General features: G+C 40.3%; 16 protein-coding genes and 1 pseudogene. 5 read left to right on the top strand and 12 right to left on the bottom strand.

The annotated features are described in order from the left end of the window. Nucleotides 1-201 precede the first annotated feature (201 nt). The 3 genes from H5185_RS13750 to H5185_RS13740 all read left to right on the top strand — a co-directional run bounded on the left by H5185_RS13750 (nucleotide 202) and on the right by H5185_RS13740 (nucleotide 2,807). Nucleotides 202-654, top strand: a complete 453-nt coding sequence (locus H5185_RS13750; protein ID WP_182742381.1) for a hypothetical protein — start codon at nucleotides 202-204, stop codon at nucleotides 652-654. Nucleotides 655-1,102: 448 nt separating this feature from the next. Then, a complete protein-coding gene (locus H5185_RS13745; RefSeq protein ID WP_182742382.1) occupies nucleotides 1,103-1,360 on the top strand; it encodes a hypothetical protein in 258 nt (85 codons plus the stop codon). A gap of 139 nt (nucleotides 1,361-1,499) precedes the next feature. Beyond that, nucleotides 1,500-2,807 (top strand): site-specific integrase, encoded by a 1,308-nt coding sequence (locus tag H5185_RS13740; RefSeq protein ID WP_182742380.1) that lies wholly within the window; start codon nucleotides 1,500-1,502, stop codon nucleotides 2,805-2,807. A gap of 535 nt (nucleotides 2,808-3,342) precedes the next feature. On the opposite strand, the gene H5185_RS13735 is transcribed toward H5185_RS13740, so the two are convergent. The 10 genes from H5185_RS13735 to H5185_RS13690 all read right to left on the bottom strand — a co-directional run bounded on the left by H5185_RS13735 (nucleotide 3,343) and on the right by H5185_RS13690 (nucleotide 19,583). Next, nucleotides 3,343-4,506: a PcfJ domain-containing protein gene (locus H5185_RS13735; RefSeq protein ID WP_182742379.1), complete on the bottom strand. Its 1,164-nt coding sequence runs from the start codon at nucleotides 4,504-4,506 to the stop codon at nucleotides 3,343-3,345. A 155-nt stretch (nucleotides 4,507-4,661) separates the two neighbouring features. Beyond that, nucleotides 4,662-5,984: a DUF1524 domain-containing protein gene (locus H5185_RS13730; protein WP_220494462.1), complete on the bottom strand. Its 1,323-nt coding sequence runs from the start codon at nucleotides 5,982-5,984 to the stop codon at nucleotides 4,662-4,664. A gap of 132 nt (nucleotides 5,985-6,116) precedes the next feature. Further along, nucleotides 6,117-6,440: a DUF262 domain-containing protein gene (locus H5185_RS13725; protein ID WP_220494461.1), complete on the bottom strand. Its 324-nt coding sequence runs from the start codon at nucleotides 6,438-6,440 to the stop codon at nucleotides 6,117-6,119. Then, a complete protein-coding gene (locus H5185_RS13720) occupies nucleotides 6,433-7,779 on the bottom strand; it encodes a DUF262 domain-containing protein (protein ID WP_182742378.1) in 1,347 nt (448 codons plus the stop codon). Before H5185_RS13720 ends, H5185_RS13725 begins: the two co-directional genes overlap by 8 nt. A 2-nt stretch (nucleotides 7,780-7,781) precedes the next feature. After that, nucleotides 7,782-9,653 carry a restriction endonuclease subunit S gene (locus H5185_RS13715; protein WP_182742377.1) on the bottom strand — a complete coding sequence of 624 codons (1,872 nt, stop codon included), beginning with the start codon at nucleotides 9,651-9,653 and terminating at the stop codon, nucleotides 7,782-7,784. Further along, nucleotides 9,653-11,155 carry an N-6 DNA methylase gene (locus H5185_RS13710; RefSeq protein ID WP_182742376.1) on the bottom strand — a complete coding sequence of 501 codons (1,503 nt, stop codon included), beginning with the start codon at nucleotides 11,153-11,155 and terminating at the stop codon, nucleotides 9,653-9,655. Before H5185_RS13710 ends, H5185_RS13715 begins: the two co-directional genes overlap by 1 nt. Nucleotides 11,156-11,305: 150 nt before the next feature. After that, nucleotides 11,306-13,759: an EcoAI/FtnUII family type I restriction enzme subunit R gene (gene hsdR, locus H5185_RS13705; protein ID WP_182742375.1), complete on the bottom strand. Its 2,454-nt coding sequence runs from the start codon at nucleotides 13,757-13,759 to the stop codon at nucleotides 11,306-11,308. A 444-nt stretch (nucleotides 13,760-14,203) separates the two neighbouring features. Next, nucleotides 14,204-14,452, bottom strand: coding sequence for a DUF2171 domain-containing protein (locus tag H5185_RS13700; protein ID WP_182722947.1), 249 nt, complete (start codon nucleotides 14,450-14,452; stop codon nucleotides 14,204-14,206). A gap of 376 nt (nucleotides 14,453-14,828) precedes the next feature. Next, nucleotides 14,829-18,662 carry a bifunctional proline dehydrogenase/L-glutamate gamma-semialdehyde dehydrogenase PutA gene (gene putA, locus H5185_RS13695; RefSeq protein WP_182742374.1) on the bottom strand — a complete coding sequence of 1,278 codons (3,834 nt, stop codon included), beginning with the start codon at nucleotides 18,660-18,662 and terminating at the stop codon, nucleotides 14,829-14,831. A gap of 507 nt (nucleotides 18,663-19,169) precedes the next feature. Beyond that, nucleotides 19,170-19,583 (bottom strand): hypothetical protein, encoded by a 414-nt coding sequence (locus tag H5185_RS13690; protein WP_259396221.1) that lies wholly within the window; start codon nucleotides 19,581-19,583, stop codon nucleotides 19,170-19,172. Between the two features lie 847 nt (nucleotides 19,584-20,430). Here H5185_RS13690 and H5185_RS13685 point away from each other — a divergent pair. Beyond that, the gene (locus H5185_RS13685; RefSeq protein ID WP_124014884.1) at nucleotides 20,431-20,874 is read left to right on the top strand and encodes a SirB2 family protein; all 444 of its coding nucleotides are present in this window, start codon (nucleotides 20,431-20,433) and stop codon (nucleotides 20,872-20,874) included. Nucleotides 20,875-21,109: 235 nt separating this feature from the next. On the opposite strand, the gene H5185_RS13680 is transcribed toward H5185_RS13685, so the two are convergent. Together H5185_RS13680 and H5185_RS13675 are read right to left on the bottom strand one after the other, a co-directional pair. Next, entirely contained in the window at nucleotides 21,110-23,503 is a 2,394-nt protein-coding gene (locus H5185_RS13680) for an EAL domain-containing protein (RefSeq protein WP_182742373.1), read from the bottom strand. Continuing rightward, complete coding sequence (locus H5185_RS13675; protein WP_182742372.1) at nucleotides 23,496-24,404, bottom strand: phosphate/phosphite/phosphonate ABC transporter substrate-binding protein; 909 nt, start codon at nucleotides 24,402-24,404, stop codon at nucleotides 23,496-23,498. Before H5185_RS13675 ends, H5185_RS13680 begins: the two co-directional genes overlap by 8 nt. Nucleotides 24,405-24,621: 217 nt before the next feature. Between H5185_RS13675 and H5185_RS13670 the strand changes: the two are divergent. After that, nucleotides 24,622-24,936: pseudogene (locus H5185_RS13670) on the top strand (ATP-binding protein); the annotation flags it as partial.

Below are 24,936 nucleotides of genomic sequence, written 5' to 3'. Positions count from 1 at the left end.
GGAGGTTATAAATTGAGCTTTTAAAAGCTATTTTTAAAGCCATTTGTCAAGGTGTTACCTCATGTTAATTCTCTCTAGCATGAGGCGGTGTTATGATACTTGAGCTAAGTCAAAAAAGATACTTCACAAAATATACCAAAGTTGATCTAGATCAAGCTCTGGCAGATAATGTTACTAACTCAGCCTAAAAGGTTAAAAATTGTGCACAAAATTATCCAGATTTTCATTTTGACCATTTTCTTAATGTTTTTAGTAGCCTGTGACAAACAAAAAACACAAGAAAAGGATGATTTAGCAATTGATACCAGTTTATGTCAATTTTCTGCTGGAGAATGTTACAAAAAAGTAGCCGACTTACAAGTTGGTTTACTGATTGATCCCGTTAATACTCCTAGCGAGAAACCATTAATAGTTACGCTGAATAGCAATCAAGCGATCACTAATATTTCAATGAGAATAGAAGGGCGCGATATGTTTATGGGGATTATCCCCGTTTCATTGTCCGAAATTAAGGACAATACTTATCAAGGCTCTTTAATCTTTGGCTCATGCAGCAGTAATTATATGGTGTGGCGGGTATTTATCTCATTTGATTACCAAAAACAAACACGTACCTTGATATACGACTTTTTAGCGGATAACGATAACAAGTAGGTCAATGGTTTAATCATCCTACATATCAATACCTTTGCAGGTTAGGGCAGAGGTAACTTAAACCTCGATACTAAAATGACGTTTTCTTGTTCTGAGATTAAACCTCTGTTTCTATATTTATTAATAGTGTGATATTTCACAGCCAAACGCTGCTGTAAAATGTGATTATTAACCTTTTTGACCCCATTCTTATGCAAGCCAATCATTTCTACTCACCATCCATTGTTGAAACATAACTATTTATGTTAACTAAATTGTGACAAACCGCGCAGAAGTGACGTTAACACCAACAGTGTAATTGATAATCATTCTCATTGGTGTATGATAAATCTAACTCGCTCAATCTTCAAACTGAGAAGGGAAGAGGGTAAACGTGACAGAGCCCAGAATTAACGTGGCTAATTACAATAAACGCTTAATAGATATAGCTAAAAAGAAGGGGGTAGACATGAACAGATTAAATGTCTCTATTGATGCAGATAAAGTGGCCCAATTAATCAAAGCAGGCCATTTATGTGCTGCCGACCTGCAATGTTTAGATAAGGCAAGTAAACAAACCGTTTGGCAACTATGTCTATGGAGCTGTCAAAAACGAACATCTTGCCACAATAAGCAATGCCATCAGGCGTGTGCTAGATTAAACCCCATAGATAGTTGTGTGTCACAACTGATATCAGACCAGCATATTGCCGTAAACACATATTAAAATAACCCATATTAAAACCTACAATTGAAATCTGTTTCGTTAAAAAATCATCATCATTGATGCCGATAAATAACATTATCGGCATCAGGCAAAAAATAGTATAATAAACGAATGTAATCAATAACCTATATTTAAGAATATGCCAAAGAACATAAGTGATGAGTTACCGCCAGTATTGCCACTATTTGATGCGGCAGAGTATGTACTTCAAGGTAATGCTTACATAAATCAATATATTACCAAAATATCAATCGAAAAAGTTGCTGATGCAGGACTCATAATAGAGCATTGTGCTGATTGGTTATTTGAGCAAAAGCAGTCTGAAAATAACTATAAAGCCTATCGTAGCGAATTAACTACGTTTCTACATTGGTGTTTCGATGTTGTGGCATTATCGCTTATATCAGTCACACGAAAAGACATTGCCAAATACATCGATTACTGCCAATCACCACCAAAAGCATTAATCGGGTATTTTAATGTTGCGCAATTTAAACTCAATAAAGCCTCTGGAGAGCGATCACCAAACCCACAATGGCGACCATTTATAGGCAAAAAACAACTTGGGAAATGTTTACCATATCAACTAAGTGATAATGCACTAAAGACTAAAGTTGCGATATTATCGTCATTTTATGGCTATCTCATTAGCGAGGAATATACCGAGCGAAACCCAGCTCAGTTATGGCTTAAACACAGTCGGTTTGCCATAAAACGTAAATTCACTATCGATGAAGACAATAATCATCACGCATTTACCGAGTTACAGTGGTCTTATGTTATTAGCACCGTTAGCCAATTGGCCAGCACTCAGCCGGAACAACATCAACGCAGTTTATTTCTCATTACACTATTATATAGCTGCTATTTACGCATATCTGAAATCAGTGCTCGTGCAGGTTATGCGCCCATCATGAGCCAGTTCAGACAAGATCCACATTCTGGTATTTGGTATTTCCATGTACCATTTTCCAAAAGCGGCAAAGCCCGTAATATTGCCATATCAAAAGCCTTGCTGGCTGGATTAGTGGATTATCGACGTTATCTAAAGCTCAGCGATTTACCCAATATCAACGATCAACATCCTATATTTGTCAGGCACAAAGCCGCAGCCCACGGACGAGAATCTGGTGTCATAAACGCCAATCTTGGTATTCGGCATATACGAGACGAAATAGACAAGCTCATTAACTTAGCTGCAGACAATGCCGCTAAAGATGGTTTTGAACATGACAGTCAACTTATGCGAAAACTCAGTGCTCATAATATTCGTCACACTGGGATCACCCATGATATCAATATCAACCGGCGGCCATTATCACATGTCCAGGCCGACGCTGGTCATGAGAGCATCGACACAACATCACAGTATTTGCACACCACACAAACTGAACGACATCAGAGTGCATTCAATAAACCACTAAATCATCTCGCTGAGATTAAATAATTGCTAGGAACAGACCGTAAAAAATTAAAGTACGCAATCTCAGCACGATGTTAAACACAGTATTGATGTCTGTTGCTAGGTTTTGATTAGAATGCCCATGTAAATGAAACATACTGTTGATTCATATCGTTATTGAACATAACTGCAAATGTGCGCATATATATCACCTCACATAAGTATGCGCACAATGTATATTATGTTAAATAGGATGTTTGTGTAATCTTATCCAATTGCCTTTTTGTGGTTTCTCATACAAAATGAGTTTTGTCTCACTTCGTGGATCTGGCCTTTTAGTATTTAGAATCAGATGGTTATATTAAAACTAACGATTTCATTGCAAAATTGCGGTGCAATAACCTATTCAGATCGCTTTTTGTTGTCAGTTTATACCACCTGACTTTTTCAAATCCTGTGGTATGTTTTTTAATGAGTTTTTCTCAGTTGGTGATATTGATAACTAACGTGTGGCATCCCTTTAATAAAGCCTACAAATGCAAACAGACTTTTGTAATACCCAAAGCCATTTCGTAATTTTTTAAGCCCTTAGTTCAGACTCAGGGTTAAATCTTTGCTTATAGGTTTTCTTTACTCTCTCAAACCACGTATAGACTATCTCTCGAGTTTCATTTGTTGCGATTGCATTACGTATCCCGGAGATTTGATCCAATTCAAGCATGCCAATGCGTTTATTGACTTTCACCCCAATGGTCACTCTTTGTGGGAGCTCCATTTTAAATGCGCAATAATGTCCTGCGACAATCCGAATGTGATAAACAGCGATACAATGTTTTTGGATAATCCCTTCATTAATAAGATCATCATAATTTTCTATGGCTACAATGTTCGGCTCATTAGGGATAAGTTGTGGATATGGTGTATCAGCATCGACAGGTCTTGGTCTAGATGCTACTCGCCTAGCATCATTACGCAGATCAATCCATTGTTGATGTAACCTTTCAAGCTCATCCAGTGACGAAAGCTGTCCAATTCGTTTTGCAGGCTCATTTATACCGAGTGCTAATCCAAGTGTTATCGTATCGGCTAGACATGCACGTAAAGGCCCTCTTTTGAGATTTTTATCATTTGCTATCGCATGGCCTAATTTTGTGCAGGTTAAAAATGGGTATCGGTTATCCAGGCTTATTGTCACATAGTTTATTGTCTGGTGATGTTTAAAAATTTTGTAGCGACACATTCTTTTGTCTAACAGTTTTTTTAAAAACTTTAACTCTACATCTCGCTCAAATTTGAGTGTTAACTTGTCTATAAATTTAAGTGTCGCTTTTGCGTTGTCGTAGCCGAGTTCATTGAGAATGTCGCGTTGTCCGAGATGACTTAACGCTAACGCTTTGTCATTATCAATCGGGTATTGCTCACAAATAAGTACCAACAACAATGGTCGCATTAATAACAATTGAGCCGCTTGCTCACTATTAGCTGCAAGCCACAACAGCTGATATTCATGTTCAGGAAAAGCCTTTGTAACGGTTAAATATTGTTTAGGGATCTGAGCTAACCATTCATCGCCTGATGAAAACTGGGTTATGAGGTTTAATCCTAATCCCAGCCCTCCTTCTAACCGTTCTTTAGGCTTAGTACCGAATACTCTAAAGGCTTGTAGCTTTTGCTGCCAGCTATTCAGTTCTAGGTCATAGTCAAAGCCTAGGTCGGAAGTTTGTATTGTCAGTTGTAAATCCATTTTGCTACCTGCTGTTGCCAAATCGATATTATTTCAATAAAACTAATTGATACCTTATGGCTAACTTATACTTTTCTATCCGATAAAACATTTAACATGAGTGTTTCGTGTTTTTCGATATTTATTAGTCCTTCCCCTTCAGGGCCCCATTCAGGTTAATTCAACATAATCGCTTGTTTTAAGCTTTCAGCACGATTGTTTTCTTGGTAGAACTTCTTCTTATGTTCTGGATAATAATTGCTAAGTCTTGAGTTACTACTTGGAGAAATTAGACACAGGTTTCCAAAGCGATCTACATCCTTCATTTTGCTTGCACCAGATGGATCGGTTTGTGGAAAGTAATGCTCAACAGAGGCTCTAAACGCAAATTGAAAACTTGAAAAGTGTTCCTTTAGAGTCTCTTTTGTATCGTTGCCAACAGGTTTTCCCTCTGATAGAGTTCGCCACAGTAAGTAATCCAATCGGTTAAACACGAAATTCTTAACGCCCGTCCCTTGATGCAATACACCTAACTTATCTTGATCAAACTCTAAAAGTTTACCCTCAGTAATTTCTGCAAAATAACAATCGCTTAAACGTTCAAGCTCAGTTAAGTACACCTCACCATCAACCGTTAAATTAGTGTCCTGTGTTGTATGTGTATTCAATATGTTTAGTGCGTCACTTAGCCAGCGTTTATACACCAATGCTGGGTTCGACACATGGAACATCGCCAAGATCATGCGAACTTTTTCATTGTGCTCACTGCTAAAGGCATTTGGGTACTCAGGGCTTAGGCTATTACCGTTTTGATTAGCATTAAGTCTTAACAAACTCCACTTTCGCTTTTCATCATGTTGGTCAGGCTTAATGATGTAGCTATCAAACAGAATTCGGTACTTAAGCAGTTCATACACAAAGTCTTTGGCTTCAACCCTCAAACCAGCATCTTTACAGATAAATGCATCGATTAACTTCTTGTCATCTAACGAAACCTTCTCTTTCGTCTTCATCAGCTTTAACACATGAAGTAAGAAGTTTGAAAAGTCGATAACCGTGCCAAAGCGCTCTTCCTTCTCGCGCTCTTCATCATCGCTGTTTGCATTGGATACCTTGTTGTCGATGATTTCTCGCAGCGTCATAGCATCTTGTTTTTGCTGTTTACTCGTATGCTTTGCTTGAATCGCCTCAAAGCTTGCTGGAATAGCTTGCCAATCGTCACCGAACACTGCTTTACGCAAGTCAGATTGAAAGCCCATCTGGGTATAGCGCGTCATATTAGAGCAAGCGTCCCAAATGGTTGAAAAACAGCTTCTATCCTCATCATTGACGAGTGTTGCCATAAATTTCGCTTTCAATACTTCGTGTTTTTCTAGCTGTTCACCACGATTGTTCATGATCTCAAAGTAGTGGTTAAGATCGGTTTGTGGTGGCACAACAACTCTCAGTATGCTGACGCTTTCTAACAGGTACTCAAAAAACTGCTTAGTTTTAGGCATACTACACTCTCTATTTTGTTGGCGTATTTAAAGCATCAAAAAGTACTGGATGAAGGAAAATTAACAGGGCTTGATATTAACCTAGCCTTTGATAGTCGCCCAAAATCAACCAGAGCGTTAGATGATATCTATTCAGGCAACACCAACAGTGAGTGTAGTATGCCTTTGCTGCCCATCAATGGTTTCGTACACCACATTAGATTGCTGCGAATGCGTTGTACGCTGATAAACAACTAGACTACCCAGATAATACTTTGCTTGTTTGGTTGTAGCGGTTTCATCTGATTTTTTTGATTGAGTGTTAAGCCCTGCGGCGTCACTGATATCTTGAATAAGCTGTTCAATCTCAGGCGCGCCCCAAGCGTAATTTCGCTGATAGATAGGAATAATATATTGAGTTTTCTTGTCGAAAAGTGCGCTAACGGATAACTGCTCTACTTGATTAGATTCACTCATTGATACTTCCCGATTTCATTGCTTCAATAGATGTCTGCACGTCATTAGCGTTAGTGAACTTAGGCTCTTTGATATAAGGCGGCTGAAAGTTCAGCACCTGTTGAGGGTGGACGGCTTTTCGAATTGCTCTAAATAACCCACTACGGTCTTTAGCGTGATTGTCTACCGACCCCATGCCAATACGTTGTAGTTCAAGGCGTAAATAATATGCCCAGCGATAACAAATCTGCGCCGCTTTTTCTAACTCCACATCACCGAATTTGTCGTAGTAATACATCACTGCACACATAAATAGGTTTCGCACATAGCTATCCCCTTTGCGATGACTGCCACTGTACCGAGTGTACTTATCAACAAATAAAGCGAGCCTTGCCTCGTTGCCAACAAACAAGCTTGTGTGAATTGCCATATAGTGGTGAATGTACTCAAAAAAGCGCTTACCGTTGATCATCACCTGATCTACTTGGAATGGATAACCCTTGGTTTGCTTGTCCCATTTACGCGCGGGATCAGCGTTAAAGGTTTCAACCGCATAATCCAGCGCCAGCATTGCATCGACATAAGCGTATTGCGTGCTATCTAAGTTGATGCCTTTAAACACATCAATATTGTGACGACTAAACGCAATGCCATAATCACCATCAATCCAGCGGCGCATGCGGAACAAAAACTCCCCCATAATGGTATGCAAGTTAGCCGAATCATCGTCAGGGTTAACGCCTTGCTCCCACAAGCTTACGTGATGCAAACGCTCAGCTTGCTCGGTTGAGTCCATCATTTCACGCAGGTGATAGGCCTTTAGCAAATCATGCGGGGCAAGCGCTTTACCACGGGCGTTTTGCGAGTCAAAAAACTGAAACGCTTCACTCAGGTCATCGAGCGTGACTTGAACCAGCTCGCACTTATTAAGCACAAAATTGAGTAGTTCCTGCTTTTGGGTTACAGGCAGGCTTGCTAATCGTTCAGAGATAATTTGTGCATTGTTCTTGAGGTTTTCGATACTGACTGAAGATTCAAACTTATGTTCAAGCAAGGTGGATGAAATAGTTTTCTCTTGCCCATCAAGAATGGTGCAAAGCAAAGTTAAGGTGAGCAGACGCTGCTGGCCATCAACGATGTTCAGAGTTCCCTTTTCAGCCTCACTTTTTGGTTCTTTGTCTTGATGCAGTACCACAGTACCAAGGCGATAACACGGCTTAGTGCGGTGATTAAAAATGTCATCAATCAGCTGATTAACGTGCTTGGGTTGCCATTTGTAGGGCCGTTGGTACTCAGGGATGGTGAGTTTTTTCGCCAACAACTGCGTTATGGTTTGAGGCTGATTGAAGATAATGGCCATAGCTACACCGCCTGCTCGACAATGGCGTCGGTGAGGTGAAGTTGAGTGGTTTGGGCGTCGCTTAAACGGGCTTTGAGTTGGTCGCAAAGTGCCATTAGTTCATCGACTTTGGCGACGATGCGATGTTGTTCTTCTAGTGAACAAAGAGGAAAAACCATTTCCTCAAGTTGTTTCGTCGATATGTGTGGAACACCATTGCTACGCCCTGGGTCTATGGCTGACATAAATAAATCAGATTCTAACCATCGTGATAAATATTTAGGGGTAACTGTATCAGCATAAGAATGAAACTTTGCCACTCGCTGAAGTAATAAACATGGTAAATCAGACTGCTCGATTACAGCATATTTCAAGCCCGTATTAATTATTGGACGATCTAACGATATGACAATATCACCTGCTGAAAGTCGATACTTTTCATATTCTGCCGCCAACGAGCTTGGTATACACGCCTGATCTCCCCATTTAGTTTCACTATGCGCAATATTGATGTTTCTTAATAATTTAATACCATCCGGCTGAAACCATTCACTTTTAAATGCAAATCCGTTCAAAAAACTATAAAGAGTCCCTAATCGATACCACTCCCAACTCTGCGGCAGTTCAAACGGTTTTTCTTCGTCGGTGATGGCGGGCAGTGGTTTCTGTTTTTTGATTTTACCGTCTTTGATTAGTTGAGCTTTTACGGCTGCGATGCGCTCAACCAATTTTGCTGCTGGTTCGTCGTTAGCATTTTGTGGTACCAACTTGCCCATGACGGCGAGTTGGAGGATGGTTTGTTTTAGAGTGTCGATGCTGGCTTCTGTGGTGAAAAGCGTGTCGAAGTGTTCGGTGACACGCTGCCAGCTGTCTATGAAACTATCATTAAATGCAGGCTCAAGGCTGTCAGCAAAAGAAGGCTCTGGGCAGGCTGATTGGCTATCTTTTTGCTGAGTGATGTTAGGCTGTAGCAGTGCATTAAGCAGGGTTTCGACTAAGGTTTGGTGTGCTGAAATGCTTGCTTCTGTTTGCGCTTCAAGGGCATCACACAAGCTCATCAACTCATCGACTTTAGCAACAATACGGTGTTGTTCTTCGAGCGGAGGCGTAGGTACCAATTTACTTAAATAATCACCTTGTGCTAAATGCCCATGAGTTGAGGCGGTAATTGTAATTTGGTTGTTATTAACAAACTCCAATATGCATTGAAAGAAAGGAACTGGGATGCCTCCAAATTGGCTTAGTTTCCACATATTTTGATTCAATACAGCCGGTAATACATTTTTAGATACAATTCCTACCTTACCTAAACTCCCCCCTACCATGACCATCAAAACATCGTTCTCACATAGTAAAAACTTACTGAATTCACTATCAGCTAAAATAGGATCAATAAATTTATTATCTAGCCTATCGATAGTTCCATCGGGATTAATGTTTGTAACTCGTAGCACGAATGTACCGTTGTTGGTGTATTGTGAGCTTTTAAAAGCATAACCTGTAGAAGCAGTTGCAATATCACCTAAACGACTCCACGCCCACCCTTGCGGTAATTCAAACGGCTTTTCATCTTCACCAATCTCAGGCAAAGGCTTTTGTTTTTTAAGTTTACCTTCTTTCACCAATTGCGCTTTTTCAGCAGCAATGCGTTCTAGCAAAACAGAAGCTGGCTCATCATTAACATCTTGCGGCACTAACTTACCGCGCACGGCCAATTCTAAAATCAGTTCACGCAGTTTTTTGATGCCAAATAATGAAAATTTCTTTGATGAACCGCGCCCTGCTGAGGACTTTTGCTCAATGGCTGTCGTCCAAATATCAATATGCTGCGTGATCAAATTATCTGATGTTTGCTCTGATTGACCGTCGTTGGTAGGTGTTGATAAATCAGCCATTACTTGCCCTCACCGTCTGATGCTGCCGAAGGTGACGATAATGCGGCTGACAAAATGCCTTTTAGTTGGTCACGTAGTGCTTGAATATCCGCTTGTTGTTTGGCGTAATCACTTAGTAACGCTTGTGGGTCATGGCTGATAACTTCGCCCACATGGGGGTTTTTAATGTCGAGGTTATAGTTACGCGCAATAATATCTTCAATTGATACTTTCCAGGCTTGCTCGTTTTCTACACGCGATGCAAAGCCGTCGGCCTCGTTGCCCCACCATTCAAGTTCTGTCTCGAACTCTTCGAACTTCATTGGCTTGGTTTTATTGTAGTTTTTTACCCCTGCTGGGTATGGATGTTCGTAAAACCACACGTCTTTGGTTGCTGTTTTTGCAGAGCCATCACCTTTGGTGAAGAATAAAATATTGGTTTTAATGCCGGTGTAGGGATTAAACACGCCATTTGGTAACCGCACTATGGTGTGCAGATTACATTCATCCATTAACATTTTTTTGATTTTGGTTTTAACGCCTTCACCAAACAAGGTGCCGTCTGGCAATACCACTGCTGCACGTCCGTTCTTTGCTAACACTTCAATAATGAGCTGTAAAAACAAGTCGGCAGTTTCACGGGTTTGGAATTCGCTAGGGAAGTTTTTTTCTATGCCGTCTTCTTCGGTGCCACCAAATGGCGGGTTGGTGATAATAACGTCAACTTGCTCGTCCCAACTTGAAAGCGGTTTGTTTAGGGTGTTGCCGTGCCTAATTTGCACCGGTACTTCAATGCCGTGCAACATCATGTTGGTGGTACACAATAAATGCGGTAACTGCTTTTTCTCCACACCAAATATTTGCTGTTGCAGGGTTTGATGGTCGTCTGCTGTTTTAACGTAGTTGGCTTTAACGTGGTCAAAAGCGCAAGCTAAAAAGCCGCCGGTACCGCACGCAGGATCCATAATCGACTCACCCAGCTTGGGGTTAGTCACCGCCACAATAAACTTAGTAATGGCGCGCGGAGTATAAAACTCACCCGCGTTACCAGCGCTTTGTAAGTCTTTTAATATTTGCTCGTATAAATCACCAAACAAGTGGCGCTCGTTTGAGTCGGTAAAGTCAATCTCATTAAGCTTGTTAATCACCTGACGTAACAGCGTGCCGTTTTTCATGTAGTTAAACGCATCTGAAAACGCCGCTTTTACCACAAACCCACGGGGGTTTTTATCTATTGGTGCAGTGAAGTTTTTAAGTTGTGAAAATAGCTCGTCATTAACAAACTCAAGTAGCTCATCACCGGTAATACCTTCATTGTCAGCTGCCCAGTTACGCCATAAAAACTCTACCGGTATCGGTGCACGGTAGTCGTCTTGTTCAATCTCCAACTCTTGTTCTTGTGCATCAAACACTTTTAAGAACAGTAACCAAGACATTTGCCCTAATCGCTGGGCGTCGCCATCGACACCGGCATCTTTACGCATAATATCTTGGATGGATTTAATTGCTGAACTGATAGACATAGTATTCTCTTAAACGGTTACTGCGGCTGTTATTGGCCGCAGTATAAAATGATGTTGTGTCTTATTTTTAACAAACAGAGCTAATATAAAAATCTTATATAAAAACGAATACAAAGCCCTGTTCCAAAGTACTTATGAAAAGAACAGCTGCTAGGCTGATTGCTGATGAATTTGATAAATCTGCGCTTCTAATTCACTAATGGCTTGCTCGTATTCTTGTTTGCCGCCAAAGCCTTTTTTAACGATTTCGCTTAAATTACCGTACTCGGTAAACGGGGCGACTTTAAGCACTTGCATATTTTCAATTTCTTGCACGCCGACATCGGCATATTTTACCAGTAAATTTTGCAGTACGGCTTGTGCAGTGTCGGAATATTTAGTGAAGTAATTGCGTTTTTGCACATTGTTTGCGCGATCTTTTCGAGTTAATGCTGGTTGGTCGTACACCACGTGGCAAATCATGTCGAAGGGGTCCATTTCTTTTCCCACTTCTTCCTCTAAAGCCGACCAAATAATGCCTTCTAGTGCCAGTTCATCGATCACCGCTTGTTTGCGGTCAGACTCATTCCAACGTTTAACAAACTCATCGAGTGAGCTAAACTGTTTCGCCATGGTTTTACGGGTGTAATCTTTAAAGGATTCGGTAACTAACTTACCATCGCTGTCGTAATACTGGACTCGTTCGGCAACTTTGCTGACTGTAACACCTGACACGCGGTATTTGTTGATTTTACGGGTTTCGCCTTCGTCCCACTCACCATCAAGGCAGCCATCGCCTTGGGGGTCGTTTATGGCATCACTTTGACTAGTATCGGGTTTATCATCCTGATGATCATCGGCACCGTTTTCATTCGTTACCTCATCACCAACTGAGTCAATATCAACGTTTTCATCTTCGATATCTTCAGGCGTCACTTTAATGATTTTTTCTGGTGTACCGTCAAAGCGTTCGTCGGCAAATAATTCAGTGGCCTTTTTAAAGTCGAGAATGGTAAACCACAGTTTGCCGTATCGGTCGTCAATGCGGGTGCCACGACCAATAATCTGTTTAAACTTGGTCATAGACTGAATGTTTTGATCTAGCACCACTAACTTACAGGTTTTGGCATCTACCCCTGTAGACATTAGCTCAGAGGTGGTGGCAATAACAGGATAGGCTTTTTTGGGATTGATGAAATTGTCTAACTGCGCTTTGCCAAGCTCATCGTCACCGGTTATTTTCATCACGTACTTTTCATTATTGGCCATTTGCTCAGGGTTGAGATTGGCAATAGCACGGCGCATGCGATCGGCGTGGTCAATATCGTTACAAAACACGATAGTTTTGGCCATCGGGTCGGTGCGTTTTAAGTAGTTGGTAATGGTTTCGGCAACTAATTGGGTGCGTTCATCAATCACCATGTTGCGATCGAAGTCTTTTTGATTATAAATTCTGTCTTCTATCACTTCACCGTTATTATCTATTTGACCTTTTGTGGGGCGCCAGCCTTGTAAATCGACATCAATATCTACCCGCACGACTTTGTAAGGAGCTAAGAAACCATCTTCAATGCCTTCTTTGAGTGAGTAGGTATAGACAGGCTCACCAAAGTAGTCGGAGTTTGATACTTGGTCAGTCTCTTTAGGGGTGGCGGTAAGGCCAACTTGAGCAGCGCTGCTGAAATATTCTAAAATTTCACGCCAGGCGCTGTCTTCTGAAGCGCTACCACGGTGGCACTCGTCGATAATGATTAGGTCGAAAAAGTCTGGGTCGACTTGTTTAAAGGCTTTTTGGCTTTCTTCTGGGCCGGTTAGTGCTTGGTATAAGGCTAAATGAATTTCAAATGCAGGATCAACCGTGCGTCCAGTGATTTTGGTCATTGAAGTGCCAAAGGGCTGAAAATCGTTTATGCGGGTTTGGTCTACCAAAATGTTACGGTCGGCTAAAAATAAGATTCGTTTTTTAGCGCGAGACTTCCATAAGCGCCAGATGATTTGAAATGCGGTATAGGTTTTACCCGTACCGGTCGCCATGACAAGTAACACGCGGTCTTTACCGGATGAAATAGCTTCAATGGTTTTATTAATGGCTTGCAGTTGATAATAACGAGGGTGCTTACCCGTGCCATCATCATGATATTCTTGATTGATAATAGGTAACTGGGTTTGGGTATAACCTTTCCACACGCAGTACTTAGTCCATAATTCTTGTGGTGATGGAAAGTCTACTAAGCGGATTTCTGTTTCGAGTTGGTGCGCTTCGCTAGTCCCGAGCTTGGTTTTATCATGAAAGATAAAACCATCGCCATTGGAGGCAAAAATAAAAGGAACTTCAAGCAAACGGGCATAATCTAACCCCTGTTGCATGCCTTTACCCACTTCATGCTTGTTTGCTTTAGCTTCAATAACAGCCAGCGGCATACTGGGTTTGTGATACAGCACGATATCAGCAGACTTAACCGTTTTGCGCACACCCAATTGACCACGCACAATAACTTTACCGTCGCGCAACTTCACCTCTTGGCGAATTTGCGACATATCATCCCATCCAGCATTTTTGATAGCTGGCATGATGTATTTAGAGATAATATCGGTTTCGGTAAGCTTGGCTTTATTGATACTCATACGAGATCTAGATCCTTCTAGCGCGATTGCAAACGGCAATAATATTCAGTTTGCCACAAAGCCTTAGTATCACCAATGATTACATGCAGATACAGAACTTAAATATGTAAAAACGTGATTTTGAGTAAACATTGAGATTGTTTGATGTTGAAGAAGAATCTTGATATGAAATTGCACTTAATATCGCTTCACCAGGTTATCTAATTAATAAAACGACACACGAGTATTGTGCACTGGCTCATCTTTGAGTCTAAGACACAATACCAGTATGTTATTTACAGGGACCATCTATAAAAGAAGGGCAAACTAAACTGTCAGCGAGAATGAGTTATTGTCTAACATACGACGTGATAGTGATGGCGGGAAATACATTCAGTACTTCCCGCTCAGGTCTTAAGATGGCATGAATATCATGCCACCTTTGTTTAGCGGTACAACAAGACTTTAGTGTCCTGTAGCTGTTGGCGGAGTTTGAGACCATTCCTGCATAGCCTGGTCTCCTGGACGATCGATTTTAACTTTATCGCCCTCAATTGAAGTTACCCAGCTCAGCGGAATGTAATGGTGTTGGCCACTGTCATCTTTTTTCAGCTTGAGGGTATCGGTGCCCTCCATATGATCTACAGTAGCAAATTGACCATCTTCGGAGCAAACAACAGGCATATCAGGTTGAATTTGGTTGGTTTGAATCATAGTTTCTCCTCAGGGCTCAGTACAAGCCCTTCTATTTATAAATGTGCAATCAGTCATCGAAAAAGCTTCACTAATCGGGATTGTCTTTGACTTTAACTGCAATAATTGGTTACTTAATGTTTCTAATCGCACAGTAAAATCATACCGATAAAACCAAATGCAGTCTGTTCGACAACGAACAGACTGCATATCCAAATCCTCTGTTACCATTGATGCTCAACTCGAATAATACATCTGTTCGTCTATCGTTTTAGTTTGCCTGTTAGGTCGTTTTAATTTTATCGATTGCCACTAAAGTGAATAATTTCATCAACGTTTCAGTTGATGAAATTATAAATATTCAGAATGTTTGTTTAACCATAACATTCTAAAATAGTTAGTTTTCTTCATCTAAAGTCATCAGCGACGTATTACCACCAGAAGCGGTTGTATCAATGCTAACGGTTTTTTCTGTTAATAAACGTTGAATGAGATTATCAAAATACTCTGAACTGATGACCGGTAAAATTGCGCCTTGACGCTCGGCTAGTCTGTCACTGATATAATGTTTTCGATCACAATGACTATCAACAATAACTCCTGATAACGCCGGATGTGCCAATAAAGTGGTTAAATGACCTAACCGGGTAACTTGAAAAACATTCTCATCAGCACCTGTTGTAACGAATTTATCTCTAATGGCTAGCGCTTGATCATAAAATAAATCAGAAACCACCGAGATAACGGTATTTCCAGTTGCCAAAGCCGTTACGATAGAGAGCATCCAAAAATGGAAAGTTACATTTTTATCAGCAAAGCAGATGATATTACCGCGGTTTTCCAAATAGAGAATATTAGACTCGCCTGTTGGACCTGGAAGTGTTGTTGGCTTTTGCAGATGTTTTTCAACAGCCACTAATTGTGAATTAGCGGCTGTCAAAGTACGATTTAAGTCATCGGCTAAATCATCAATACTATCGATATTAGCCATTTCGACTAACATTTGACGAACAAAAGCAATACGCTGATTTAGCTCGGTCATGCGCCAGATTTTTTCTGCTACATCCGCCCTATCCATCAATAATTCTGCTTCTGCTTTTGATACCGTATCGCTCACTAAGGCATCGACTTGCGATGGCAACAAGTTATATTTATCGGCATCAGGAGTGGCTTTCTCTTTCACTAAACGCGTTAAATAATAGGGGCCACCCGCTTTTGGCCCTGTACCTGAAAGGCCACGCCCCCCAAAAGGTTGCACACCAACAATAGCGCCAATCATATTACGATTTATATATACATTACCTGCACGCGATAGTGTCGCCAAACGAATGGCTCGCTGTTCAATCCGGGTATGTATACCCATAGTTAAACCAAAACCTGTACCATTAATATCATCAATGACTTTTTCGATTTCATCGCCTTTAAAACGAATAATATGCACACAGGGACCAAAGACTTCATGCTTGAGCACGCTAATATTGTCTATTTCATAAAGTCGCGGTGCAAAAAAGAAAGCTTCGTTTTGTGCTATTTCATTTTCTTCATTAGATATCGCACATTGATACAATAGTTGACCATGAGTTTTCATATAATCACTGTGAGCATTAAGTGATTCTAGCGCTTTTTGATCAATGACAGGCCCCACATCAGTGCTCAGTTGTTCTGGATTACCCACATGCAATTCTGCTAATGCGCCTTTAAGCATTGTAATAACCGTATCAGCAATGTCTTCTTGCAAAAATAACACCCTGAGCGCAGAGCAACGCTGACCTGCAGACTGAAATCCTGAAGAAATAACATCATCAACTACTTGCTCTGGCAAAGCTGTGGAGTCAACTATCATACAGTTTTGACCGCCCGTTTCAGCAATGAGAGGCACTTTTGCGCCATCTCTATCAGCCAACGTTTGCGAAATCATAGTCGCTGTTTTAATTGAACCCGTAAATATAACCGTTTGAATATGTACATTAGGAATAATAATACTGCCTACTTCACTCCCCTTGGCAATAACCGCTTGTACAACCCCGTGAGGCAGTCCAGCAGATGTCATGAGTTCAATAGCGCGTAATGCAATTAAACTTGTTTGCTGGGCGGGTTTTGCCAGCACCGTATTACCAGTAGCAATAGCTGCAGTTACTTGGCCTATGAATATCGCTAACGGGAAGTTCCAAGGGCTGATACATAACACCACACCACGGGCTTCTAAACGATCATCTTCTGCAAGTTCAATCGCTTGTTGTGCATAATAACGACAAAAATCAACAGCCTCTCTGACTTCATCAATACCATCTTGAGTCGTTTTTCCCGCTTCCTTGATGCATAAGGCTATGAGCTCGTCCCTATGATGTTCGAGAATATCGCCGATACTGCATAATAAGGCTGCGCGCTCCGATACAGGCTTTTGTGACCATGAGGCAAACGCCGTTTGAGCCGTATCGATCATCGCGAGCATGTCACCTTTGCTATGATGTCGCTGGAAACCAATGATTTCACTTTGCTTTGCTGGGTTTCTAATAGCTACAGCCCCTTCTGGGATATCACTTTCACAGAACTGGTTAGCTTCAACCCAGTTATCTAGTGATGTTTTTAACGGGGTAAGCATATTGATGTCGGTTAAATCTAGGCCCTTGGAATTATCTCGACCCACACCATTTTCATCATGGTATAACGCAATAGGTTTGGTTATCTGGCCGTTATATTTGTCTGTTAAGCGAGTCATTTTTTCAACGGGGTCTTCAAGTAACGATTCGACCGGTTGAGACTCATCAATAATGGCATTAACAAAAGAAGAGTTAGCGCCATTTTCTAACAAACGACGGACTAAATAGGCGAGTAGCTCTTTATGAGGACCAACCGGTGCATAAACGCGACATTGAACATTTTCACTGGCAACAACTTGATCATATAAAGAACCACCCATGCCATATAGACATTGAAATTCAAAACTTGTTTTGTCATTGCCCGCCAGTTCAAGAATAGTCGCCACAGTATAAGCATTATGTGTAGCAAACTGTGGATAGAGAGTATCTCTATATTCGAGTAATTTTTTCGCACAGGCGAGGTAAGACACATCAGTAGAAGCCTTGCGAGTGAATACCGGAAAATGCTGATAGCCGCCTTTTTGAGTGTTTTTAATCTGAGTATCCCAATAAGCACCTTTAACTAAACGCACCATCATTGTCCGGCCAACACGAACGGTTAACTCATGCAACCAATCAAGGATAAAAATAGCCCGCTTTTGATAAGCTTGCAGCGCCATAGAAAAGCCATTCCAACCCGCTAAATCGTCATCACTAAATACCGCCTCAATAACATCAAGGGATAAATCTAATCGCTCAGATTCTTCCGCATCAACCGTTAAACCAATATTGTATTTTTTAGCTTGCAAACAAAGCGCTTTAAGCTTGGGCACAGCTTCAGTCATTACCCGTTGTTTTTGCGCAAATTCGTAACGAGGATGGATAGCAGAAAGCTTAACTGAGATACCAGGAACCCTGCGAGGATCGTCCTTACCTGACGCGAGTGAAACCGCGCCAATAGTATCTATAGCAACTTGATAAGCTTTAAAATATTTATCCGCATCATCCATGGTGCGAGCACCCTCACCTAGCATATCGTAAGAATATACGAAGCCTTGCCGATCTTGTTTGGTAGCATGCTCTGTTGCAGCTTGAATCGTTTCGCCCATAACAAACTGCTCACCCATAATTTGCATGGCATAGTTCATTGCTTTACGAATGACAGGCTCTCCTAAACGACCAATAATCTTTTTCAATAAATCAAAACTATCTTTTTCGCGCTCATCAGCATAATCAACCATAGTGCCGGTAACTAATAATCCCCAGGATGAGGCATTAACGAACAGTGAATCACTGCTGCCCAGATGACTTCGCCACTCACCTTGAGAAATTTTGTCGCTAATTAGGGCATCTTGAGTGTGTTTGTCTGGTACACGCAATAAGGCCTCGGCCAAACACATCAACACCACACCTTCTTCACTGGATAATGTGTATTCTGCGAGTAAGGCATCTACAGCACCGTTTCCTGACTCATCTCTGCGTATTTTTAGTGATATTTTACGGGCTTTTTCCCACGCTCTGCTGGCAGCTTCAGGGTTAACCTTTGCTAACGGTAAAATATGCTCTACCGCAACACTTTCATCAATACGATAGAACTCGCGAATTTTCTGACGAATAGGAGAGTCCGAGATATTCGAATTATTAAAAAGCATGTGCTCACCTCAATATTAATAAATTGTATTTTGCAATGACTAGAGACATTTGATATCTAAGTGATACCTAAGATTTGATGACTAACGAGTAAATTATACTGATCTTTAGTTTTAGACTCTGTGCGTTAGCGTACTTTCGAGAATACGCTTGATAGTGGCTTTATTTTCGATTTTAATGTTTGTATTCAAAATGTTAAAAAGCCTGAACACTCTGCATAACCTGTCATTTTCTTGCTAACATCGCGGAGTTTTATTGCAGAGTGACACCAAGTTAAGGTCATAAAACCAATAAATTAGGCTTAGATTTGTTGAAATGTCGCATTATCTATATATGGCTTGATGTGAATTCGCCGTTATTGCCAAATTAACGCTAATTTGGTGGCTAAAATAACGTATAAAGTCAGCCACTAAACAGGCTTTGCTTACCAGGGGAGCGCATTCTGCATAGCTTCTAGTACGAAACCTCTCAGCATGACGCTATGACTTTTGGTCTGAGGAGTATTGATGCTACAAATCGTCAATTTGTTTCATGTTACGTGCTAATAATCTTCCCTCAGCCTCTTGAACCGACAATATATCGTTAAGAAATTCCGTTACAGAAGGTGCACAACTGCACTTTTGCAGATACTCAAATAGTCCGACAATATTTTTGTGATATTCAAGAGTGACAATCGCTATTTCATCTGTATCCATCTTTTCAAACGGATGCTCACCTTCAGTGTGAATTGAAATAGCGAGTTTTTCGTAGTAATGCCGACTATAAGTGTTAAGCGCACTGTTGTTACCACTGTCTTCGAACTTTTTCATTATCTGCGCCATTTTTTTTTCGTGCTCTGAAATGTACTTAAGCAGCAATCCAACTCTTACACTATCGCTTTTTAGTGCACAATTTGCTGCAAAATAGTGCAGTTCTTGGTGCATGTTTTTAGTCCATTGCATAACATCGTGAAGTGTTTCTATTTGCATATTATCCTCAAAATTGACGCGTTTAGATCACTTTGCAGTGCAAAGTGAAGCGCCTGCCTAGCATAAAAATAAAAAAATGGTAAAAAAAATATCACCATCTGTGGCTTAAATTGCAATCACTTTGAACTCATTCAGTCTATGCAACATTATGTATTGGCTACATAAATAAGAGTTAGCGACCACAATTAACTCATGATGTTAATGCTCATCATACGTGTATTTTATTTTTCACTCTGTTCGCTGCCGCACTCAGCTTGGCCTGAATATTTGTCTAAGCTACATATTTAGACACCTTACCGAGAATAGTATGACCCACATAAAGCCATTAGAATTATTGGTGTGGATTGGGCGATATCATCGAAGATGTCTACAGACTCATTGAAAAATATCCTGTTATCTTTGGATAGAACGAAGCTGAATGAGATGAACGCTTGGCTAGTAAATTCATTGTAAAGTCAGTGCGCAAAGTGTAATGGTTTAAGACAAAAAACCGACAAAAAGCGCAAAGATAACACCTGAGCAACGGATTAAAGAGTTAGTACTCATGAGCTGCACTAAAATGAAAAAACTGTAGCCTACAGTGCTGTATTGCTGATATGAGGAGAAAGCTTGTAAGAGAAAGTTTGATGCCTATTTTTCATATAAGCACGATACTCAAATACAATAGTTAGACTTGGTTGGAGATATTGATCTTAACGCCACCGTAGTACGTAATTAAGGTTCGTTGGTTACAGACTTTGCTTTAAACTACAAACACACGGTATAAGTACTATATATACATTACTTTTTAGGGAACAAGACCATGTACATGATAGTTAAGCACACCCACCTGACAATAATTGCGCTGACGTTTATATTTTTTATCATTAACTTTGTGTTGACGATGAAAGGCTCTGACAAGGTCAATAATAAACTGCTCAAGATCGGTCCTCATGTTTTGTATGCTCTGTTTATCTGCACCTTTGTTTACATGATTATCGTTAATCCATTGAACTTGTACCCGTTTGTGAACGGTTGGGCATCGTCTAAATTAGGTGGTTTTGTACTTTATGTACTATCAATTACCTTTACGCTTAAGTGGGCAAAATCAACGCCGTGGCGCATTGTGGGTTTAATTAGTACGATATTTTGGTTATTGATGACTGCACGATTGGGTTTTGCCCATCATCTTAAATCGAAAGGGATTGTTGATGATGCTAATGCTTATCTTGAGTTGGGACAGTCTATGTTAACAGGCATTTGTTAGATAATGTCCAGTATAGTGGCTAATTAACTTTAGCCACTATTGGTTCATGTTGTTGATTCATTCGGTGTTTATTCCAGCGGCAACATTAACCCTTATACGCACACCTCAAAATAAAAATCTTAGTGTTTACCTCGCTTTATCTCATTCCATGTTCTACGCAATAGCCGTTTTATTGACTCTAAGTCAATAGGCGCATTTTGATTATCGTAGCCCTAGCCTACTAGCATCTGCCTAATTAAGCGATTTGAGGTATTAGGCTTTCAAACTGGTCAATTGGTACCGGTCTACTGAACAAGTAACCTTGAAAATTACGGCACCCTTGGCTGATTAAATATTGCTGTTGTTGTTCAGTTTCTACACCTTCTGCAATTACACTTAAACCTAAGCTCTGTGCCATCGAAATAATGGTCTTAACAATGGTTTTATCGTTACTATCAACACAGAGTTCACGCACAAATGACTGATCAATCTTAAGCTGATGTAATGGAAGTTTTTTGAGATATTGTAACGATGAATAACCGGTACCAAAATCGTCTAACGAAAACTGGATACCTATAGCCGCTAAAGTATTCATTTTTTCGATAATGGTTTGAATATTATTTAACAGTACACTTTCAGTTAATTCAATTTTAAGTAATTTAGGATTAACACTATATTTATCAATACTTTTTTTGATTATGTCGACAAAATCGGCTTTATGGAATTGTTTGGCGCTGACATTGATAGATAATGATAATCCTGCTGTATTAACATGTTGCTGCCAGGCATTGAGTTGCCTACAGGCCGAATCAATAACCCACTGTCCTATTTCGATAATCATGCCGGTTTCTTCTACCAACGGGATAAATTCTAAGGGGGACACTATGCCGCGCTGTGGATGGTTCCAACGGATCAGGGCTTCGGCGCCCACGGGGGTGTTTGAGCTGTCGACTTGTACTTGGTAATACAATTGGAATTGATTATGTTCTAGTGCAATGAGTAAATCGCGTTCAAGCACCACTCTATTGATAATGCTGATTTCCATTTTAGGGTCAAAAAAGCAGACAAGGTTTCGACCTGATTTTTTGGCTTGATACATGGAAATATCAGCTTGCTTGAGTAACTCATCTGGGGTGGTATTATTGCCGAGAAACAAAGTCGCGCCAATACTGGTACTGGTCGAGTAACTATGGCCTGCTATATTGTAAGGCTGGTTAATGGTATCTAAAATAGCCGTGGCAATCGCTTTTATCTGTGTGGCGGCAACAAAAGCATTAGAATGAATGCCTTCTAATATGATCACAAACTCATCACCGCCAAAGCGAGTGACTGTATCACCTTCACGGATAATATTGATAAGTCGATTGGCCACTTGTTGCAATAACAGGTCACCAATATCATGTCCTAGGGTGTCATTGAGTGTTTTAAAATTATCAAGATCAAGAAATAATATCGCACCATAATACTGATTCCGATCACTAAATATTAATGCTTGTTTTAACCTATCATCTAATAACCGCCGATTGGGTAATTTCGTTAACGGGTCAAAGTAGGCTAGTCGCTCTATTTGAATAGCGTCTTCTTTTTGCTTGCTGATGTCTTGAACCATTGCCAGAACATAATCAATACTGCCATCGTTTTTACGCACACAACGAACGACTAACATGGTAGGGATCACTTTGCCTGTTCTGCTAATAAAACGTTTTTCTAGACTATAGCCATCAATTTCATTGGCAAGTAACCTGGTGAATTGGGCTTCATCAGCCTCTAAATCATTAGGGTAGGTTAAATCATTCCATGTTAATTTTTTCAGTTGCTCTTCGGTGTATTCCAGCATCTTACACAAACAAGGATTGATACTGATCAAGCCTTTATCTGGTGACGTAACCGTTAAACCGACCAAATCTAAAGAATAAAATGAGGCTAATTGAGATTCCCTTAATGCCAAGCTATCCAGCATTTGATCAAATTGTTTAGCAAGTAACGAAGCTTCATCTGTTCCCTTCATGTTGACACGTAAATGAGTGGCGCCAGTTTGGACTTTGTCGGCTACTTTTTGAATGATATACAAACGACGAGTTAAATAACGACTGGCTAAGGTGGTGATTAATACACCAAGTAAAATGGCAGTAAGTGCATAAAAGAAACTGTTTATTTTTATTTGGTTAATTTCTTCTAAGTAAGCGCGTCTATCTAAATCAATCACCACCCAGCCAATTTCTCGATCAGCTAATACAATGGCTTTAGTCACATCAATACTACTATCAGAATAATGTATCTGTTGCAGATCATTGTCTTGGTTGAATGCATCGATATACAAACCCACTTTAGTCAAATCTGTATGTGCCAACACTTGGCCACGTAAATCGATGACGATAGCTTGCTTTAAGTTAGGGTATTTTGAGACACCATTGACGATTTCCTGCAGACCGCTGACATCTCGCGAGGCAACCCAAATAGCAGACGAAGTCGCTAAAGTATCTGCAAGGGCAATAGCTTGATCTTTATATTGTTCAACTTTAATTTTTTGCTGGCGGTGAGTGGTATCCCAGACAAATAATCCCATCATCAAAGTGATGATGAGCGTCATGCCAATCATCATTTGACGGCGCAATGTGCCTAATAGAATGCGTTGCAATTTTTTAATCATTGATTGAACTTTCCACTGGACGCACTTTGCTCTCAAAATTATTTATATAGCTGCGTACAACATCGTAATCAGCATCTTCAGCCTGAGTAAACCTAGCGGTTTCCATACCGAGCATAATCGCCTTACCTTCTGGTGAGTCTGCTAAAGTAATCAGTAAATGTTGTATTTTTTGACTAATCTCTTTAGGAAAGTCATCACGAACCATAACTGAGTTATTGATTAAAGATGGTGTTTGCCAAATGACTTTAAGCTGGTTTGCTTTTTCTGGGTGATCTTTTTGAAATAATCGCCAAGGAAGTGGCCAAGTTGCTGCTGCAGCTACCTTACCAAGATATGCATTCATGATTGAAGACTCTTGTGAACCCACATAGATATTATCAAGATCTTGGTTAATATCGATTCCGTTAGTGTACAAAAAATACTGTGGCATAATTGTCGCAGCAAGCGCTGTTTGTGCCGGATAACTCACTCTTTTACCCTTCAGCTCAATTGGTTTTTGGATATTATTGTCTTTTCTTACAATAAAAATCCCTTTGAAATCATCAGCATCACCAGCCATGGCAATCACTCGATATCCGTTGTCCCTAGCCTGCAAGGTCTGCCATGGATTAGGCAGTAATAAATCTGGCTTTCTGTCGCGGATTTTTTGTTCATAGGAGGCATAATCGATTGATGCTTCGAGTTCAATATCAATCTCAGGGATTTTAAGATTGATATAATCAATCAGCGGTTGATAAGCTTCGAATAACTTTTGCGGATTGTGTAAAGGGTGAATCGCAAATCGATAGGTTAACGCGGTATGATTACTAGGCGAACGACTGTACTGCAGGGCTTTTTCTGTAGCGGGTTGTTCGCAAGCGAATAGCAAAATGATAATTAAGGTAAAGAGATATTTTTTCATAAAAAATCAATTTGTTATTGTCGTAATAATGATAGTAGTTTTATATTTGAAAAAAGTCACTTTCTGGATACATTATATTGACTTAACCACGAATAATTTAGCCGTTTGATATCAACTAAAAGAGCTTTACTTCGTAAGCAATTAATTTACCGCGTCTATTATCAGCTATACTGCCCTACCCGTTACATGTACGTATTTAAGCGATGTTAACAATACCATGGATATCAAAGGAACCTGCATCTCATCAACTGAAGATGAGCACGGCCCCATTTATGTTTATCAAACAAAAAATAGCCGTATTCTTAGCTTTGATGGGAAAATCTATCAAAGCTGCATGAAACTCAATGATATAAATGGATTACATCTTGGTTATACCCAAGCCATGATGAGCGGATTATTGTTTCTTCCGACAGTGAACATCGCCACTATTATGGGGCTGGGGGCGGGATCGATGGCAAAGTGTTTACTCAATAGTTTCGTTAATATAAACGTCCATGCGGTTGAATACCGCTTCGCGGTATTCAACCGCATG

Origin of the sequence: Shewanella sp. SG44-6, assembly GCF_014164185.1 — a bacterium.
GTDB lineage: Bacteria > Pseudomonadota > Gammaproteobacteria > Enterobacterales > Shewanellaceae > Shewanella > Shewanella vesiculosa.
Note: the sequence above shows the minus strand (reverse complement) of the source record. Positions and strands in the feature narration are given on the sequence as shown.

What these genes read in the sequence shown, in the direction of transcription:
- H5185_RS13740 (WP_182742380.1), top strand. Translation starts at nt 1,500, where the DNA reads ATGCCAAAGAACATAAGTGATGAGTTACCGCCAGTATTGCCACTATTT.
- H5185_RS13680 (WP_182742373.1), bottom strand. Translation starts at nt 23,503, where the DNA reads ATGATTAAAAAATTGCAACGCATTCTATTAGGCACATTGCGCCGTCAA.
- hsdR (WP_182742375.1), bottom strand. Translation starts at nt 13,759, where the DNA reads ATGAGTATCAATAAAGCCAAGCTTACCGAAACCGATATTATCTCTAAA.
- H5185_RS13685 (WP_124014884.1), top strand. Translation starts at nt 20,431, where the DNA reads ATGTACATGATAGTTAAGCACACCCACCTGACAATAATTGCGCTGACG.
- H5185_RS13725 (WP_220494461.1), bottom strand. Translation starts at nt 6,440, where the DNA reads ATGAGTGAATCTAATCAAGTAGAGCAGTTATCCGTTAGCGCACTTTTC.
- H5185_RS13720 (WP_182742378.1), bottom strand. Translation starts at nt 7,779, where the DNA reads ATGGCCATTATCTTCAATCAGCCTCAAACCATAACGCAGTTGTTGGCG.
- H5185_RS13730 (WP_220494462.1), bottom strand. Translation starts at nt 5,984, where the DNA reads ATGCCTAAAACTAAGCAGTTTTTTGAGTACCTGTTAGAAAGCGTCAGC.
- H5185_RS13715 (WP_182742377.1), bottom strand. Translation starts at nt 9,653, where the DNA reads ATGGCTGATTTATCAACACCTACCAACGACGGTCAATCAGAGCAAACA.
- H5185_RS13700 (WP_182722947.1), bottom strand. Translation starts at nt 14,452, where the DNA reads ATGATTCAAACCAACCAAATTCAACCTGATATGCCTGTTGTTTGCTCC.
- H5185_RS13745 (WP_182742382.1), top strand. Translation starts at nt 1,103, where the DNA reads ATGAACAGATTAAATGTCTCTATTGATGCAGATAAAGTGGCCCAATTA.
- putA (WP_182742374.1), bottom strand. Translation starts at nt 18,662, where the DNA reads ATGCTTTTTAATAATTCGAATATCTCGGACTCTCCTATTCGTCAGAAA.
- H5185_RS13735 (WP_182742379.1), bottom strand. Translation starts at nt 4,506, where the DNA reads ATGGATTTACAACTGACAATACAAACTTCCGACCTAGGCTTTGACTAT.
- H5185_RS13710 (WP_182742376.1), bottom strand. Translation starts at nt 11,155, where the DNA reads ATGTCTATCAGTTCAGCAATTAAATCCATCCAAGATATTATGCGTAAA.
- H5185_RS13675 (WP_182742372.1), bottom strand. Translation starts at nt 24,404, where the DNA reads ATGAAAAAATATCTCTTTACCTTAATTATCATTTTGCTATTCGCTTGC.
- H5185_RS13690 (WP_259396221.1), bottom strand. Translation starts at nt 19,583, where the DNA reads ATGCACCAAGAACTGCACTATTTTGCAGCAAATTGTGCACTAAAAAGC.